This window comes from Actinoplanes sp. CA-142083 (genome assembly GCF_050942195.1).
Classification (GTDB): Bacteria; Actinomycetota; Actinomycetes; order Mycobacteriales; family Micromonosporaceae; genus Actinoplanes.
In genome coordinates this window covers 3583530-3598477 of record NZ_CP192076.1, presented here as the reverse complement: position 1 = coordinate 3598477, position 14948 = coordinate 3583530, and the positions used below count along the sequence as shown (strand labels likewise).

The window sequence follows — 14948 nt, the reverse complement described above, 5'->3', positions numbered from 1 at the left end:
GTGCTCGTCCTTCCGGTCGGAAGCAGGACCAGCCGCCATATTTCCACGTATGGAAATGCATTGTTGACCGCGCTAAGCCGTCCGAACCGGGTGCCGATAGGTCGGGCATGGGTGCTGGACGATGGATGCGGGACCGCAAGGTGTCCGGGAAGATCTTGGCGGTCGCCGGGGTGGCGATCGCGGGGACGCTGGTCACCGGCACGATGGCGCTGGTCGGGATCGCGGACCTGCAGGGCACGCGCAACAGCGAGCTGCAGCGCGGCGTCCCCTACATCACCAACCTCAACGACGCGGCGCTGACCGCGAAGGCGGCGGCGAACGACGAGCGCGGCTACCTGATCGCCGGCGACGCCAGCTTCAAGGACGAGGCGCTCGGCCGCCAGGACGAGGTGGACAAGAGCCTGGCGTCGGCGCGAGCGCTCGGCGACGCCGGGGAACAGGCCACCGTCGACAAGATCAAAGCGGCCACCGACGCCTGGTTCACCGCGGTCGAGGCGGAGTTCACCACCTACCTGACCGACAAGGGCGCCGCGGTCAAGGCCGCCATGAACGCCAACCGGGACCTGCGCAAGACGTACGAGGGCCTGCTGAAAGACGAGATCGCCCGGGCCGACCAGGCGCTGATCGCCGGGCCGGAGTTCGGGTCGACGGTCGGCACCACCCGCACGGCGCTGGTGATCGCGCTGACCATCGCGCTCGCGCTCGGCATCTTCCTGGCCCTCGTGGTGGCCCGGATGATCGTGGTGCCGCTGCGCAAGGTGTCGGTGGTGCTCGACGCGGTGGCCGACGGCGACCTCACCAAGGACGCCGACGTGGACCAGCGCGACGAGCTGGGCCGGATGGCCGGGAGCCTGCGCCGGGCCACCGGCACGCTGCGGCAGACCGTGGGCGACCTCGGCCGGCATGCGCACGAGCTGAGCGAGGCGGCCGGGTCGCTGGCCGGCACCAGCCGGGAGAGCGCCCGCAGCGCCGAGGCCGGCGCCGCTCAGGCCGGGACCGTCGCCGAGTCCGCCGCGCTCATGTCGACGAACATCCAGACCGTGGCGGCCGGCGCCGAGGAGATGGGCGCGTCGATCCGCGAGATCAGCGAGAGCGCCACGCTGGCCGCTCAGGTCGCCTCCCGCGCGGTCGACGTCACCGCCACCACCAACACGGTGATGGCGAAACTCGGCGACTCGTCGGCCGAGATCGGCAACGTGATCAAGGTGATCACCGCGATCGCCGAGCAGACGAACCTGCTCGCGCTCAACGCGACGATCGAGGCGGCGCGGGCCGGCGAGATGGGCAAGGGCTTCGCGGTCGTGGCCAGCGAGGTGAAGGACCTCGCGCAGGAGACGGCGAAGGCGACCGAGGACATCGGCAGCCGGGTCGCGGCGATCCAGGCCGACACGACCGGGGCGATGACCGCGATCGAGGAGATCAGCGAGATCATCGGACGGATCAACGACTTCCAGACCACCATCGCGTCGGCGGTCGAGGAGCAGACGGTCACCACCAACGAGATGAGCCGCAACGTGGCCGAGGCCGGCAGCCAGGTCGCGTCGACCATCACCGAGGTGGCGTCCTCCGTGCAGCTCACCACCGTCGGCGTCGGCGAGGCGACGCGCGCGGCCGGGCAGCTCGAGGAGATGTCGGCCGATCTGCGGGCAATCGTGGGACGTTTTACCGTCTGAGGTCATTGCGATCGGTCGATAACGTGAGCGCGTGAGTTCAAGACCCCGCCGCGCCGCGGCAGTCGTGGTCGTCCTGTTTCTGGTGCTGGGTGGCGGGCTCACCTACTGCTCGGCCGACTGGAAGAGCTCGGTCTTCGCGTTCGACCTTCCCGGCGGCGACTACCGGGTACGGCTGACCGGCTCCTCGGGGAACGGCGAGTGCGCGCGGCTCGAGCGGGAGACGAACTTCGACGAGTTCACCCGCTGGCGGACCGCCGGCAAGGACTGCGCGTGGCCGAAGGTCGCGGGCGGCGACGGCTGGCTCGCCGGCGGGCAGGTCGTGCGGGTGTCCGAGGACGGCGGCGATCAGACCAAGGACTGGATCCTTTTCGGCATCGTGCCGGCCGCCGCCGCCGAGGTCGTGCTCACCCTCGCCGACGGCAAGGAGCGGCCGGCCGCGACCAAGGCTGCCGGGGGCGGCGCGAACCGGCTGTACGCCCTGCACGTGCCGGGCGTGGGCGACAGCGCCGAGGTGATCTCGATCGTCCTGCACGACGCCCGAGGTGGTGAGATCCGTGTCTATTAGACGAGTCCTGGCCCTGGCGGCCGTGCTGACGCTGGTCGGCGGCTGCGATCGGCTGGACAGCATGTTCCAGCAGCGCAGCGAGCCGCGGCTGCTGGCCGGCGGGGCGGTCGGCGAGGCGCGCTGGTCGGTCGTGCAGGTGCGCGAGAAGGACCACGGCGAGTGCCTGGAGCTGCGCAGCCGGGGCGTGCCGGCCTCGCACACCTGCGCCACGTCGAGCCTGATGAGTCAGTACACACTGGACATCGCGGTGCTGCACGGCACCAGCCAGCCGCTGGTCTTCGGGCTGCTGCCGGCCGGCACGGCCCGGGCCGAGGTCGCGCTCGACGGCGGCCTCGCGGTGCGGGCGACGCCGGGGCGCAAGATGGCCGAGGTGGCGGTGGTCAAGAAGGGCGACCTGCGTTTCGTGGCCGAGCCGGCCCCGGCCGGGCGCACCGGCGACTGGAAGGACGGCGGGTCCGTCAACGTGGTGGCCTACGACGAGCAGGACAAGCCCATTCCGGGTCGATAGCTCACAGGCGCGCCGTCGAGATCGAACCGACGCGGGCCGCGGTCGTCACGTCGTACCGAATCTTGGTTGATCGCCACCCACCGGGCGTGAGGGTCGTGCCGGGTTTGATCTTGCGCTGGGTCTTGCCGCCGACCACCGCGACGTCCGCGCCGGCGGTGAGCCGCAGCCGCACCGGGATCGCGCCGGCCGTCGCCAGGCGCAGCTCGCTCACCTGCTTGGTCGCGGTCACCTTCACCGTTCCCTTCGGCTTGGGCAGGGTCAATGCGGCGCGCGCGGTGACGCCGCCGAGCTCGATGCCGGCCAGGCCGCCCGCGCGCATGTCGATGTCCTGATCCGTGGCGGACGCGGTGAGGCGCACGGTCCAGGCGACCTTACTGGTGAGCCGGATCTCGGCGCCGGTCTGGGCCAGCTCGAGTCGCGGCCCCCGCGCCGAGGTGGTGACGAGCGGCGCCGCTCCCCCGCCGATCCCGATGATGCTGTAAAGCTGATCGCCCAGGTTGGCGCTCGCGATGTGGACGACGGTGGCGGTCCCGGACACCTCGAAGACCAGCGCCTTCGCCTGGCCCAGCGGTGCGGTGAGCGGCGAGACCGGCGTCGGGGCGGTGCTGCCGATGATCGGCGGCACCACCGCGGCCTGCGCGCTCGGCCGGCGTGAGGTCGGCTGGAACGCCTCCGCCTGACCGAGCACCACCCCGATCGTCAGCGACACCAGCACGGCGGTGAAGACCCAGAGCCGCCACGGCTTGCGCGGCGCCTGCTCGTAGACGATGACCGCCCGGCCGGCCACCCGCTGCGGGATGGTCGGCAGCACCTTGAGCTTCTGCGTCGGCTCGTCGATGACCGGTGGGGGCACCACGAGATCCGGCGGCACTTCGGGTCCGCTGCGGGAGAGGAGTCTGTCGAGCATGGGCACCTCCGGTCGTCCGCTACGAAATACGGATCCCGGGCGCCTTCGGATCGATGTTCGTCTGTGCGAATTCGCCGGCGGCCAGGACCGCGGAGACGGGAATCGCCAGCCGGCCACCGCGCTCGTAGGGGGCGGCGTGCCGATCGAAGGCCGCCCGGATCCGCTCTCGTGTCGCCGCCGGCTGCCCTCGGACATGCGCCGCCGTGCGCACCGTGCCGGCCATGAATCCGTCCCACAGCTCACCGGCACTGATCACCAGCTCGAACGCCACTGTGGAAACCTCGCAAGTGAACCCGCATTCGCGGAACAGCGCGGCCATCTCGCCGGGGCGTGCGTAGCGGAAGAAGTCCGGACCGGCCGGAAGCCCCGGCGGCGGCGCCGCACCCACCTCCGCGATCGCGTCGACGAGCACGCCGACGAAACGCGCCCGCTCGGGCAGGTCCCACGCGGTGAGCGCGAGCCGGCCGCCCGGCGCCAGCACCCGCGCGCACTCCGCCAGCACGATGCGCGGCTCGGCCAGGTGGTGCAGCAGGAAGTTGCCCGCTACGGCATCGAAACTGGACGCCGGGAACGGCAACTCCTCCGCCGAGGCCTCCCGGAACTCCAGCGCCGGATGGCGCGTGCGGGCCAGCGCGACCATGGCCGGCGAGAGGTCGATGCCGACCGCCGTGGCGCCGCGTCCGGCCGCCTCCGCGGTGGCCTGCCCGGGCCCGCAGGCCAGATCGAGCAGCCGCGTGCCCGCGGTCACCCGGGCGGCGTCGAGCAGGTCGCCGACCACCCGGTCGGTGACACGGCCGAGCGAGCGCTCGTAGTCCGTGGCGATGGCGGCCCAGCCCGCCTGTTCGAAGCGGCTGAATGCGTCCATCCAGGAAGCGTAGGCTCCGGAACGTGCAGCAGATCAGCCTTGCGCCGGTCGACGGCGTGCACATCACGACGCTGATGGACAACTCGTCGGACGCGTTGCTCCCCGACGAGGGTCTCGTGCGGCGCTGGGGACTGGCCGGGACGGCCGGCCCGCTGGCGGTGCTCCCCGCCGAGCTCGCGGAGGAGAAGCAGAGCTACGACTTCCTCCGGGCCGAGCACGGATTCTCGGCCATGCTGGACGTCGGCGGCCGCCGGCTCCTCTTCGACACCGGCATCTCACGGGACGGGCTGGTCGGCAACCTCGACCGGCTCGCCATCCGCCCGGACAGCTTCGAGACGATCGTTTTCAGCCACGGGCACTTCGACCACACCATGGGCCTCAACGGCCTGGCCGACCGGCTCGGCCCCACCAATGTGCCGGTGCTCCTGCACCCCGACTTCTGGCTGCGCCGGCGCATCGTCTCGCCCGACCGCACGCTCGAGATGCCGACGCCGAGCCGCTCCGCGATCGAGGGCGCCGGCTTCACCATCGTCGAGGAGCGCCAGCCCTCGTTCCTGCTCGACAACGCCGTGCTGGTCACCGGCGAGGTCGACCGCACGACCCCGTTCGAGACCGGCATGCCCGCCGCGCATCAGGCGTTCCGCGACGGCGCGTGGGCGCCCGACCAGGCGGTCCACGACGACCAGGCGGTGGTCCTGCACGTGCGCGACCGCGGCCTGGTCATCCTCACCGGCTGCGGCCATTCCGGAATCATCAACATCATCCGGTACGCCAAGAGGCTCACCGGCATCTCCCGGCTCTACGCGCTGCTGGGCGGCTTCCACCTGCGCGACGGCCCGATCGTGGCGGAGACGGTGGCCGCGCTGGTCGACGAGGCTCCGCTGGTGCTGGTACCGGCCCACTGCACATCGTGGAAGGCCCAGCACGCCCTTGCGGCCGCGTTGCCCGGTGCCTTCCGGCCGAACGCGGTGGGGAGCCGCTTCGAGCTCTGACCGGCCGGCGGGGACCGATCGTTTCCGGTCCCCGCCGTTCTCCGATCAGCGGCCCGTTCGCGCTCGCCGGCCGGGCTCGCGCTCGTCGGCGACGGTCAGCGGTCGAGGTCGGCCAGCTCAAGCTCCTCGGCGGCGGTCAGCGGCAGCGCCGGGGCGGCCGCGAGGTCGTCGCCCGGGTGGAAGCAGGAGTTGACCGGCTTCGGGCGGGGGCCGGCCTCCGGGGCGCGCTCGGCCGGGATCGGGGTGATGGCGTTCGCCATGCTCTTCTCCTTGTTTCGTGTGCGGGTTCAGGCCGCCGCGTTCTCGCGGGACGGCCACAGGCGCCGGCCGCGACCGGTCGGGAGGACCGGGTCGCCGTGCCGCACCAGGCTGAAGCGCTCCAGACCGGGAGCGATGGTGCTGGTCACCGAGATCAGCGAGCCGGGCGGCGCGATCTCGCGGGTGTGGTGGGCGATGCCGTGGGCGGCAAGCGCGCGGGAGACCTCGGCAAGTCCCCAAGCAGCCGAGCCCTCGCCGCACGAGCCACCATCGGCCGAGCCCTCGCCGCACGAGCCACCATCGGCCGAGCCCTCGCCGCACGAGCCACCATCGGCCGAGCCCTCGCCGCACGAGCCACCATCGGCCGAGCCACCGCCGGGCGGATCGCCGCGCAGGACGACCTGCCGGAACGCGAGGCCGTCGAGCGGCAGGCGAGCGCATCGCTCCAGAGCCGGCCATCGCCCGAGGCCGCCTGATTTTTCGGATTTATGCGGCGACGGCGGATTAATGGTCGCTTGACCGGGCACGGCGGCGCCACTGAGCTGGGCCAGCTCGTCAAGCGCCCGACCCGCGGCAACGCTCCCCCACGCCGACGCGCCCGCGCCGAGCCAACCGCCGCCGATCGCGAGGTAGACCGGCACCCCGAGGTCCGTTGTCACGTCCAGCAACCGCACCGGACCGCCCACCGCCCGCTCCGCCTCGGCAAGGCTCTCGGCCGGCGCCGCGTCCGGCGCCACCTCGTCGGCGTCGGCGAGGCCGGCGACGTACCAGCGCAGCAGCGCGTGGCTCAAGCCGTCGTGCTCGATCAGCTCGCACAAGCCGTGGTAGGTGGCCTCCGCCGCATCCGAGCCGGCCGCCGTGCCCAGGCTCGACGAATAACGCAGCAGCCCGGCGTACGAATGCATGTCGTCGCCCGGAACCGGGTGCTGGAAGTAACGCGGGTCCACCAGGAACGTCGGATACCGCACGTCGCCGTAGGCGGCGCAGGCCGCCCTCGCCGCCGGGAACTCCCGGGCCCACCGCTGGATCACCAGGTCGGCCGCCAGCGCCGGCTGGGCCGCCACCTCGCGCGCCGGCAGCAGGACCGACGAGCGCGCGGCCGACATCAGATGACGTTCCAGCGCCTCGAAATAGGCGCTCGCCACGCTGCTGCCGCCTCCGACCGCAACCTCGGTCCCATCGCGCAGCAGCGTGACCTGAGTGGTCCGGCCGAAGGCCGCCACCACGGCGGTCAGGCCCAGCCGCGAGATCTCGGCGACCGCCGTGGACACGGCGCGCGCCGGCGTTGTGGACCGGAACGGCATGCCGTGCTCCCCACGATCGTGATCAAGCGTGGGGCCGACTCTGGCAGCAGAGGTCCACGGATGTCAATGATCTAGAGCGGTCACCAACCGGTGCGCGAGGACCTCGGGGGTGACCAGGCTCAGGCGCGAGCCGTCGCCGAATCCAAGGTGGATCCGGCCGCCGCCGACCGTGGCCGAGACGAGGGCGTGCTGGGGGGCCTCCCAGCGCGGGGCCAGCGGCGGCAGCGGCTCCGAGGACGGCTGGTTGCGGACCAGATCGCCGGCCTTCGCGAGCCAGGAGCGCTTCGGTCCGGGCGGCGGCGCCGACTTCTCGAAAACGATCAGGCGGTGGTCGGTCAGCGCGAGCGCGCGGGCGGCGGTCGGCAGCGGGACCTGGGCGTCGAGCTGGGCGGCGACGCTTCCGGGCCGGCCGTCGAGGACGCCGCGACGATCGTCACCGTACGCGTCGGGGCCGGTCGACGCCTCGTCGATGCCGACGGCCTCGGTGGCGATCGACTCCAGCAGGCGCTTGGGCCCCAGCTCCTGGCGCGCGACCTCGCCGGCCGACGGGCGGGACGTGGCGCGGGTGACCCAGATGGCCCCGCGGAACGTCTCGCCGGGATGCAGATGCTCGCCGACCCGCGCCTGCAGCTCGGCGTATTTCTGCGCGACGGGATCGGTCACGGCCTCTGCTCCCGCGCGGAAGACGTGCGACGCGGCGCGCTCATGGCACCCGGTCCGCGATCGGGTCGACGACGCCGCTGATCGTGCGGCGCCAGCCGGTGGCGTCGCCGTCGGTGCCGGACCGGCGGTCGTCGTACTCGTCGGCGGCCGAGCCCACCACCAGGTCGCCGAACGACTCCAGGCCCTCGCCGACGATCGAGCCGTCAAGGCCCGTGGTCGCCTTGATGCCCACCTTGATCCAGTGCTTGGGGCCGTACATCTTGTTGAGCGTCCAGGCCGCGATCTTGCCCATCGTGCCGAGGGCCTTGAGCGCCTCCATGAACGCCTTGTACGCCTCGAGCGCCCGGTGCAGCTGGGCGAGCAGGCGGGTGGCGCGGCTGACCGCGATGCCCGTCTCGGCCGCCGACGCCACCGCGGCCGCCGCCTCCGACGCGCCCGCCGTCACCAGCGCGAGCGCCTGCGCGGCCAGCCAGGTGATGACCAGCCATTCGACCAGCTCGCGGATGATCGTCTTGATCATCTCTTCGACGTTGCGCAGGTCCATGGCGCTGTCCCCGAGGCTGTCGGCGGTGCGCGCCATCTCGTCGGCCGCCCCCTCCAGGCCCTGGACCAGGGCCTGTATGCGCGCCGCGTACGCGTCGAACGCCGCGCCCTGCCACTGCCCGGACAGTGAGTCGAGGTCGGCGCGCTGGGCCGACGCGAGGTCGCGCAGCGACTGAGCCGTGGTGTTCCAGGTGCCCGCGTGGTGGTCCAGCTGATCGGGGTCGCCGACCGCCTGCTCGAAGACCTGCAGCAGCGGCCAGACGATCGGGGTGAGCAGCCAGTCGAGGCCACTGTTGATCGCCTCGCCCATCGGGTTCATCACCGCGCCGGCGGTGTCCCGGACGTTCTGGTAGCCGCTCGCGAGGTCGCTGCCGCTCATGAGCCGGCCCGGTAGGAGCGGCCCACGCGGTCGGCGGCGGCATGGTCGACGCCGTCGTAGTCGTCGGCGGTGAACGCGAGCCCGTCGGAGAGGTCGGTGAGCATGCGGGTGAGCTCCTCCATCGAGGAGGCCTCGCCCTCGACCCAGCTCAGATAGGACGACTCGAGCCCGGCCATGGCCCCGACCTTGCCGAACGCGTTGCCGACGGTGGCGGTGGTCCGCACCTGGCAGGCGATCTCGGAGACCTTGTTTGCCTGCTCGCGCTGGAAGTCGCGGCTCTGGCGCAGCCGCTCGGCCTGGACGTGCACGTGGTCGCTCACCGGTCGAGCTCCTCGGCGTGGTCCCGCAACGCGGAAGTGTCGATCCGCTGTGTGACCAGCGCCGACACATCCACGGCCCGGCCGGTCGCCTCGTCGACGGCGGCGGCATAGCGCCGGTTGGCCTCCTGCAGACCGTCCCGCTGCGCCCGCAGAATCGCCGCCGACAGCTCCTCGGCGCTCAGCCGCATGGCCGACGGCTCCAGCGACAGGCCGACCAGATTGCCCCCGGGCGCCACCGTCACGATCACGCCGTCGCGCTCGACCGGGGCCCGGAACCGCTCGGGTTCTTCCTGCAGCCGGCTCAGCTCCCCGAACCGCGCCTGCGTCTCGCGCACCAGCCCGCGGAACCATTCCTGCGTCGTCTCGCTCACCACCGGCCGCTCCCCCCTACTTTCGCCAGGCATCGACGCACCTTAGCGGACCCGATCAAGACTCGGCGGCACCCCGAACAGCCGCCGGTAGTCGCGACTGAACTGCGACGCGCTCTCATAGCCCACCGCGAATCCCGCCCGCGCCACGTCCCCCGACGTCGCGAGCCGCAGTCGCGCCTCCTGCAACCGGATCCGCTTCTGGAACTGGATCGGGCTCACCGCGGTCACCGCCTGGAATCCTCGATGGAACGCGGAGACACTCATCCCGCATTCGCGCGCCAGATCCTCGACCCGGAACGGGGAGGCATAGTGGGTGCGGATCCAGGCGACCGCCTTGCTGATGCGGGTGAGAGAGCTTCCGGCAAGACCCATTTCCCGTACGGTGGCAGCCTGGTCTCCCGTGATCAGCCGCCACAGGATCTCCCGTTCGATCATCGGCGCGAGAATCGCGCGGTCACGCGGCCGCTCGATGAGCCGGACCATCCGGGTCACGGCGTCGATCAGGTCGGCGGACGCGTCGCTGACGGCTATCCCGGAGGGCACCGGCCCGCGCGGCGGATCCGCCTCGGTCAGCAGCGACGCGATCACCGAGGGCCGCAGCTCGAGCCCGAAGCCCAGCGAGGGCCCGGTGAAGCGCCCGCTGACGGGCAGGTCGACCGAAGCCACCAGGTATTGACCGGCTCCGTAGTCGAAGACCCGGTCGCCGAGCACGAGGCGCTTGCCGCCCTGGGCGATGAGCGCGAACACGGTGCCGGAGGTGGACGTCTCCGGCGGGCCCGGGCGGTCGACCTTGGACAGCAGGACGCCGTCGATCGGGGTGCGCCCGTCGGGGCGCGCATGCCGGGCGATGAGGGCGGTCAGCTCGTCATGCATCTGCTCATCTGAGCAGAATCGGGCAAGTCTTCGCAAGGATCGTTCTACCTGTTTCCTGGTCGTCCTGATGTCATGGATTCAACGTCTTCCACGAGGAGCAGGAACATGTCACTCGACCAGTACCGCACGCTGGGCCGCTCGGGCCTTCGGGTCAGCCCGTTCGCGCTGGGCGCCATGAACTTCGGCACCGAGGGCGGGTGGGGCTGCGACGCCGCCGAAGCCTCGAAGATCCTCGACGCCTACCTGGAGCGCGGCGGGAACTTCATCGACACCGCGAACTTCTACACCAACGGCCATTCCGAGGCGATCCTCGGCGACTACTTCGCGGCCCGGCCCGAGCTGCGCGACCGGGTCGTGCTGGCCACCAAGTTCTTCGGCAACCTCTACCCCGGCGACCCCAACGCGGGCGGGGCCGGGCGCAAGGCGATCGTCACCCAGGTCGAGGAGTCGCTGCGCCGGCTCCGGACCGGCTACCTGGACATCTACTGGCTGCACAACTGGGACGCGCACACTCCCGTCGACGAGACGATGCGCACGCTCGACGACCTGGTGCACGCCGGGAAGGTCCGCTATCTCGGGTTCTCGAACACGCCGGCCTGGTACACGGCGCAGGCGCAGACCGTGGCGCTGCTGCGCTCGTGGACGCCGGTGATCGCGCTGCAGGTGGAGTACTCGCTGCTCGCCCGTACGGTCGAAGGCGAGATCGTGCCGCTGGCGCTGGACGCCGGGATGGGGTTGACGCCGTGGAGCCCGCTCGCCGGCGGCTACCTGTCCGGCAAGTACCGCCGCGACGGCAGCGCCGACGACACGTATCGCGGGCAGATCACCGGCGGCCCCAGCGCCGCGCAATTCACGGTGATCGACGCGGTTACCTCTGTCGCCGCTGCTGTCGAGACTTCGCCGGCCGCCGTGGCGCTGGCCTGGCTGCTCGGCCGGCCCGCCGTCACCGCGCCCATCCTCGGCCCGCGCCGCCTGGAGCATCTGCTGGCCAACGTCGAGGCTCTTTCGCTCGCGTTGACGCCCGACCAGACCGCCACACTCGATGCGGCATCAAATCCCGAGCTCAATTACCCGTACGCGTTGAACGCCGCCACCGCCCCGATGTTGCAGTTCGCCGGCGCGACGGTCGACGGCCGGCCCTCCACCGTCTACCCACCGCTGCTGGCCGACCCGGTCCGGCACTGAGATCACAGGTAGCACACAGCGAAAACGGCTGGTCGGACCATCCAGCACCCGACGGACGGCCAGCCATGACCGTCAGGCCAGATGAAGATCAAGTACACGGAGCGGACTAACGTCTTGTCCCTCAAGCCTTACCCGCAGTTAGGGGCGGCGCTGTGGCCTGGTAGTGCGGGACCGGACCACAGCGCCGCCGGGCTTCCCCGCCCTATCCGCGGCGCCGCCCGTCCGCGGCGCCGCCCGTTCCCGCCGCGCGCCCGTTCCCGGCGGTCGCTCCCGCCGCAGCCGTCCTGCCGCAATGCGGGTTCGCCTTGCTATCCCCTGCGCTGCCACCAGCGGCGCTTCTTGGGCTCCGGCCGGGCCCGATCCCCGCGGCCGCCTCCGGTCTCGTCCTCCTCGCCAGCCTCGGCCCGCGCGAGCACGATCTCCGCCGCCGCCCGGTCGTCCGGGGTGCAGCCCGGGGTGACCAGCATGAGCCGGGCCAGCGACTCCTCGATCGTCACGAGCCGGGGCGCCCCCATCGCCGCGTCGAGGCGGGCGCGCACGAGCGCACGCACCTCATCCCGCTGCTCCGATTCCCGGAACGCGACCGTGACCAGCGCGAACAGCGCCGCATCGGAAACCCAGTCCTCGACCCCGAAGGCCAGATCCATGAGCACCTCGCGCCGCGTCGACACCAGCCACGGCTCATCGGAGGCGTGGTGCAGAATCCCCAGGCACACCCAAGGCTGAAGGAGCCGGTACCAGTACGTCGGCGTGGTAGTGGCAAGGTGCCGCCACCGCGGCATGTCGGGCGGCCCCGGAAGGTGCGCAAGCAGGCCGAGCAGCTCATCAAGGGGCAGTTTGCCGAGCGGAGCCGCCTGAAGATACCCACTGAGCAGCGAGGGCCAGGGCTCGCCCGCCACTTCATGAAGCACCCGCACAGCCTCGCCCGACGGCGCCGGAACCGCAGGCACCGGATTCTCCCCGTCGTAGCGCCAGACCGCATACCGAACCGGCCGCACCGGCGTACGGATGTCAGGCTGCGGAAACTCGGCGATCCCCACCTCAACGGGCCCGGCAACCCGCTGGCAGGCGGTCATCGCACTGGGCGGCTCCGCCGCCGAGAGCCCCAGCCCGCTGACCTCCAGCTGCTCCCCTTGCGCCCGCCGCCGCCCCACTTCGTCGGCCACGTTGATGATCGCCTCACTGGGCATAGGCACCCAGTTCAGCCAGGCCCGCTGCGCCCCCGCCATCGCAAAGAGCACGTCGGTGCTCTGACAGGGATGCGGGTCATCCTCGATAGCAACAAGATCAGCCACATCACCCCCGTCCCGGAACCGGATCGCCCGCCGCGCCGCATCCCGGTGCGGAAACGCAGGATCGTCGGCCAGCCGCCTGAGCTCGTCGTCAACATCCGCATTCACGCCGCGGAGCGTAGCCGATCCCCGATCTTGCGAACGCCCCTTCACGCAACCCCCGAGCCCCGCCCGCTCGCCTCCAGACCAGCCGAGCCCACGCGGCCAACAGCACCGCCCAGGCCATGGTCGCAGGCCTCGTTGAGGTTTCAACCCCCGAACGAATGTCATTTGCGGAGTGCCGGCAAGAGGCCGCCGCAACGACAATTCCGAGACACAGAAAGCCGTCGGCGAAATGCGCCTTGCAACCCCGGAAGAAAGCGCCTCGAATTGTCTGATACGGAGAGCGATCGCATGCCGGCGGAAAAAAGGCGCCGACAACCGCGCGGGCACAGAAAACGGCGTGGGAGGGGGCGTGGGAGCGGACGCCGGCGCGGGAGCAGGAGCGGGCGCCAGCGCGGGAGCGGGAGCAGGAGCGGGCGCCAGCGCGGGAGCGGGAGCAGGAGCGGGCGCCAGCGCGGGAGCGGGAGCCGGCGCCAGCGCGGGCACGGGAGCGGGAGCCGGCGCCAGCGCGGGCACGGGAGCGGGAGCAGGAGCAGGAGCAGGAGCAGGAGCGGGACCAGGCACGGGCGACGAAGACGGCGGCTGAGCCTTTGCTTGAGCTGCCCGAGCGGACGCGACCGCGACCTGCGCCGCCCGGACGGCCTCGCTCCGATCGCGCCGGTGGCGCAACTTCCGCGCTTGGCGCTGCCCGAGCCCCCAAGCCCGATGCACGTCATGCTCGCGGCGAAACGCTTCCGCCTCCGGAGAATAGCGGCGCGAGAGGGTTCGATCACGCATTACTGCCAACTGAGACTTGGTGAAGAACTCCAACTGCCGCATACCAAATTATCTCACCGCAGGAATTGCAGCGGTAAGCCCAAACATCCGTTCGATCATGCCAATTATTTCGAATCCCAAGGCACAATGAGCCCGGGCCCAAGCGCGACGGGCCGCACCCACCGCACACCGCGCACACCCGGGCCATGGCACGCCAAGCCCAACCACCGTCAAGCCGCAACGGACGCACCCACTACTACGTCGGCGACCGCGAGCGTCTCAAGATCGCCAACGTTTTCAGAAGAATCACCGCACGCCGCAAATGATCTTGAAGAGATCGTGGTCGATGCCTTGACATCGATCCGAAATGGATTTCAAACTGGCCGTTAACTCCAGCAAGGGGGCGGCATGGCGGTGACGATCAAAGACGTGGCCCGAGCGGCCGGCGTCTCGGCGTCCACCGTCACGCGTGCGCTCACCCTGCCCGAGCTGGTCCACCCCGACACCCGCGAGCGTGTCCGGCGCACCGCGGCCACCCTCGGCTATCACCCCAACCGCGCGGCCCGGGGCCTGAGCACCGGCCGCACCGGCAATATCGGCCTGCTGGTCCCCGACCTGGGCAACCCGTTCTTCCCGAGCGTGGTCAAGGGCGTGCAGGCCCGCGCCCACGAGGCCGACTACGCCGTCTTCCTCGCCGACACCGATGAGGACTCGGCCGCCGAGGCCGGCCTCGTGCGACGGCTGTCCAAGCAGGTCGACGGCATCGTGCTCTGCTCGCCGCGGATGCCCGACGAGGAGCTGCGCACCCTGGTCGCCGACACCCCGGTCGTACTCGTCAACCGGCGCATCGCCCGCGTGCCGTCGGTGACCCCGGAGTTCCCGGACGCCATGCGCCAGGCGGTCAGCCACCTCACGGCGCTCGGCCACCGCCGCATTGCGTACGTGGCGGGCCCCCGCTCCTCCTGGGCCAACCGGGAGCGCCTGCGGTCCCTGAAGGCCGCCGCCGCCGAGATCGAGCTCATCGAGATCGGCAATGTCATGCCGCAGTTCGAGGGTGGCGTGGCCGCCGCCGATCAGGTGCTCGCCTCCGGCGCGACCGCGGTGATCGGCTACAACGACCTAGTCGCCCTCGGCCTGCTCAACCGCTTCACGGCCCGCGGCGTCGCGGTGCCGGGCGACATCAGCCTGCTCGGCTTCGACGACATCCCGCTGGCCGCGATGGTCCACCCCGCCCTCACCACCGTCGCCCTGCCCAAGGAGCAGTCCGGCCGCGCCGGCGTCGACCTGCTCCTGCAACTCCTGGCCGACCCGGACCGCTCCACCGCGGCCCGGCGGGAGCTCGCCACCCAGCTGATGGTGCGCGACTCCACCGGCCCCGCCCCCAAATAAACG

The 14948-nt window shown here is 71.5% G+C and carries 16 protein-coding genes; 6 read left to right on the top strand and 10 right to left on the bottom strand.

All coding sequences use genetic code 11. The features are described from left to right. Positions 1-125 precede the first annotated feature (125 nt). Genes ACQPZX_RS16445 through ACQPZX_RS16435 form a run of 3 tightly spaced genes read left to right on the top strand, consistent with a single transcriptional unit; the run spans position 126 to position 2746 of the window. Positions 126-1673, top strand: a complete 1548-nt coding sequence (locus tag ACQPZX_RS16445) for a methyl-accepting chemotaxis protein (RefSeq protein ID WP_433381077.1) — start codon at positions 126-128, stop codon at positions 1671-1673. A 31-nt stretch (positions 1674-1704) separates the two neighbouring features. Then, positions 1705-2238, top strand: a complete 534-nt coding sequence (locus ACQPZX_RS16440) for a hypothetical protein (RefSeq protein ID WP_433381074.1) — start codon at positions 1705-1707, stop codon at positions 2236-2238. Then, the gene (locus tag ACQPZX_RS16435; RefSeq protein ID WP_433381071.1) at positions 2228-2746 is read left to right on the top strand and encodes a hypothetical protein; all 519 of its coding nucleotides are present in this window, start codon (positions 2228-2230) and stop codon (positions 2744-2746) included. Before ACQPZX_RS16440 ends, ACQPZX_RS16435 begins: the two co-directional genes overlap by 11 nt. A 1-nt stretch (position 2747) precedes the next feature. Here ACQPZX_RS16435 and ACQPZX_RS16430 read toward each other — a convergent pair whose 3' ends face one another. Continuing rightward, a complete protein-coding gene (locus ACQPZX_RS16430) occupies positions 2748-3653 on the bottom strand; it encodes a hypothetical protein (RefSeq protein ID WP_433381068.1) in 906 nt (301 codons plus the stop codon). Positions 3654-3672: 19 nt separating this feature from the next. Continuing rightward, complete coding sequence (locus tag ACQPZX_RS16425) at positions 3673-4518, bottom strand: class I SAM-dependent methyltransferase (RefSeq protein ID WP_433381065.1); 846 nt, start codon at positions 4516-4518, stop codon at positions 3673-3675. Positions 4519-4541: 23 nt separating this feature from the next. On the opposite strand from ACQPZX_RS16425, the gene ACQPZX_RS16420 reads away from it, so the two are divergent. Further along, positions 4542-5510, top strand: coding sequence for an MBL fold metallo-hydrolase (locus ACQPZX_RS16420; protein WP_433381062.1), 969 nt, complete (start codon positions 4542-4544; stop codon positions 5508-5510). A gap of 95 nt (positions 5511-5605) precedes the next feature. Here the strand turns inward: ACQPZX_RS16420 and ACQPZX_RS16415 are convergent, their stop codons facing one another. From ACQPZX_RS16415 to ACQPZX_RS16385, 7 genes are all read right to left on the bottom strand, one after another. Further along, positions 5606-5770: a hypothetical protein gene (locus ACQPZX_RS16415; RefSeq protein ID WP_433381059.1), complete on the bottom strand. Its 165-nt coding sequence runs from the start codon at positions 5768-5770 to the stop codon at positions 5606-5608. Between the two features lie 27 nt (positions 5771-5797). Continuing rightward, positions 5798-7072, bottom strand: coding sequence for a YcaO-like family protein (locus ACQPZX_RS16410; protein ID WP_433381056.1), 1275 nt, complete (start codon positions 7070-7072; stop codon positions 5798-5800). 63 nt (positions 7073-7135) lie between these two features. Beyond that, positions 7136-7735: a hypothetical protein gene (locus ACQPZX_RS16405; protein ID WP_433381053.1), complete on the bottom strand. Its 600-nt coding sequence runs from the start codon at positions 7733-7735 to the stop codon at positions 7136-7138. A gap of 40 nt (positions 7736-7775) precedes the next feature. Further along, on the bottom strand, positions 7776-8657 hold the full coding sequence (locus ACQPZX_RS16400; RefSeq protein ID WP_433381050.1) for a WXG100 family type VII secretion target: 882 nt from the start codon (positions 8655-8657) through the stop codon (positions 7776-7778). Beyond that, positions 8654-8977 (bottom strand): type VII secretion target, encoded by a 324-nt coding sequence (locus ACQPZX_RS16395; RefSeq protein WP_433381047.1) that lies wholly within the window; start codon positions 8975-8977, stop codon positions 8654-8656. The genes ACQPZX_RS16400 and ACQPZX_RS16395 overlap by 4 nt, the downstream gene beginning before the upstream one ends. Next, positions 8974-9351, bottom strand: coding sequence for a YbaB/EbfC family nucleoid-associated protein (locus ACQPZX_RS16390; RefSeq protein ID WP_433381044.1), 378 nt, complete (start codon positions 9349-9351; stop codon positions 8974-8976). Before ACQPZX_RS16390 ends, ACQPZX_RS16395 begins: the two co-directional genes overlap by 4 nt. A 39-nt stretch (positions 9352-9390) precedes the next feature. Further along, positions 9391-10221: an AraC family transcriptional regulator N-terminal domain-containing protein gene (locus tag ACQPZX_RS16385; RefSeq protein WP_433381041.1), complete on the bottom strand. Its 831-nt coding sequence runs from the start codon at positions 10219-10221 to the stop codon at positions 9391-9393. 105 nt (positions 10222-10326) lie between these two features. On the opposite strand from ACQPZX_RS16385, the gene ACQPZX_RS16380 reads away from it, so the two are divergent. Next, positions 10327-11406, top strand: a complete 1080-nt coding sequence (locus tag ACQPZX_RS16380) for an aldo/keto reductase (protein ID WP_433381039.1) — start codon at positions 10327-10329, stop codon at positions 11404-11406. 308 nt (positions 11407-11714) lie between these two features. Here ACQPZX_RS16380 and ACQPZX_RS16375 read toward each other — a convergent pair whose 3' ends face one another. Beyond that, positions 11715-12806 (bottom strand): hypothetical protein, encoded by a 1092-nt coding sequence (locus ACQPZX_RS16375; protein ID WP_433381036.1) that lies wholly within the window; start codon positions 12804-12806, stop codon positions 11715-11717. Between the two features lie 1158 nt (positions 12807-13964). On the opposite strand from ACQPZX_RS16375, the gene ACQPZX_RS16370 reads away from it, so the two are divergent. Then, positions 13965-14945, top strand: a complete 981-nt coding sequence (locus tag ACQPZX_RS16370) for a LacI family DNA-binding transcriptional regulator (protein WP_433381033.1) — start codon at positions 13965-13967, stop codon at positions 14943-14945. The last annotated feature ends 3 nt before the right edge of the window (positions 14946-14948 follow it).

What these genes read in the sequence shown, in the direction of transcription:
- ACQPZX_RS16445 (WP_433381077.1), top strand. Translation starts at nt 126, where the DNA reads ATGCGGGACCGCAAGGTGTCCGGGAAGATCTTGGCGGTCGCCGGGGTG.
- ACQPZX_RS16430 (WP_433381068.1), bottom strand. Translation starts at nt 3,653, where the DNA reads ATGCTCGACAGACTCCTCTCCCGCAGCGGACCCGAAGTGCCGCCGGAT.
- ACQPZX_RS16425 (WP_433381065.1), bottom strand. Translation starts at nt 4,518, where the DNA reads ATGGACGCATTCAGCCGCTTCGAACAGGCGGGCTGGGCCGCCATCGCC.
- ACQPZX_RS16415 (WP_433381059.1), bottom strand. Translation starts at nt 5,770, where the DNA reads ATGGCGAACGCCATCACCCCGATCCCGGCCGAGCGCGCCCCGGAGGCC.
- ACQPZX_RS16410 (WP_433381056.1), bottom strand. Translation starts at nt 7,072, where the DNA reads ATGCCGTTCCGGTCCACAACGCCGGCGCGCGCCGTGTCCACGGCGGTC.
- ACQPZX_RS16400 (WP_433381050.1), bottom strand. Translation starts at nt 8,657, where the DNA reads ATGAGCGGCAGCGACCTCGCGAGCGGCTACCAGAACGTCCGGGACACC.
- ACQPZX_RS16385 (WP_433381041.1), bottom strand. Translation starts at nt 10,221, where the DNA reads ATGCATGACGAGCTGACCGCCCTCATCGCCCGGCATGCGCGCCCCGAC.
- ACQPZX_RS16380 (WP_433381039.1), top strand. Translation starts at nt 10,327, where the DNA reads ATGTCACTCGACCAGTACCGCACGCTGGGCCGCTCGGGCCTTCGGGTC.
- ACQPZX_RS16370 (WP_433381033.1), top strand. Translation starts at nt 13,965, where the DNA reads ATGGCGGTGACGATCAAAGACGTGGCCCGAGCGGCCGGCGTCTCGGCG.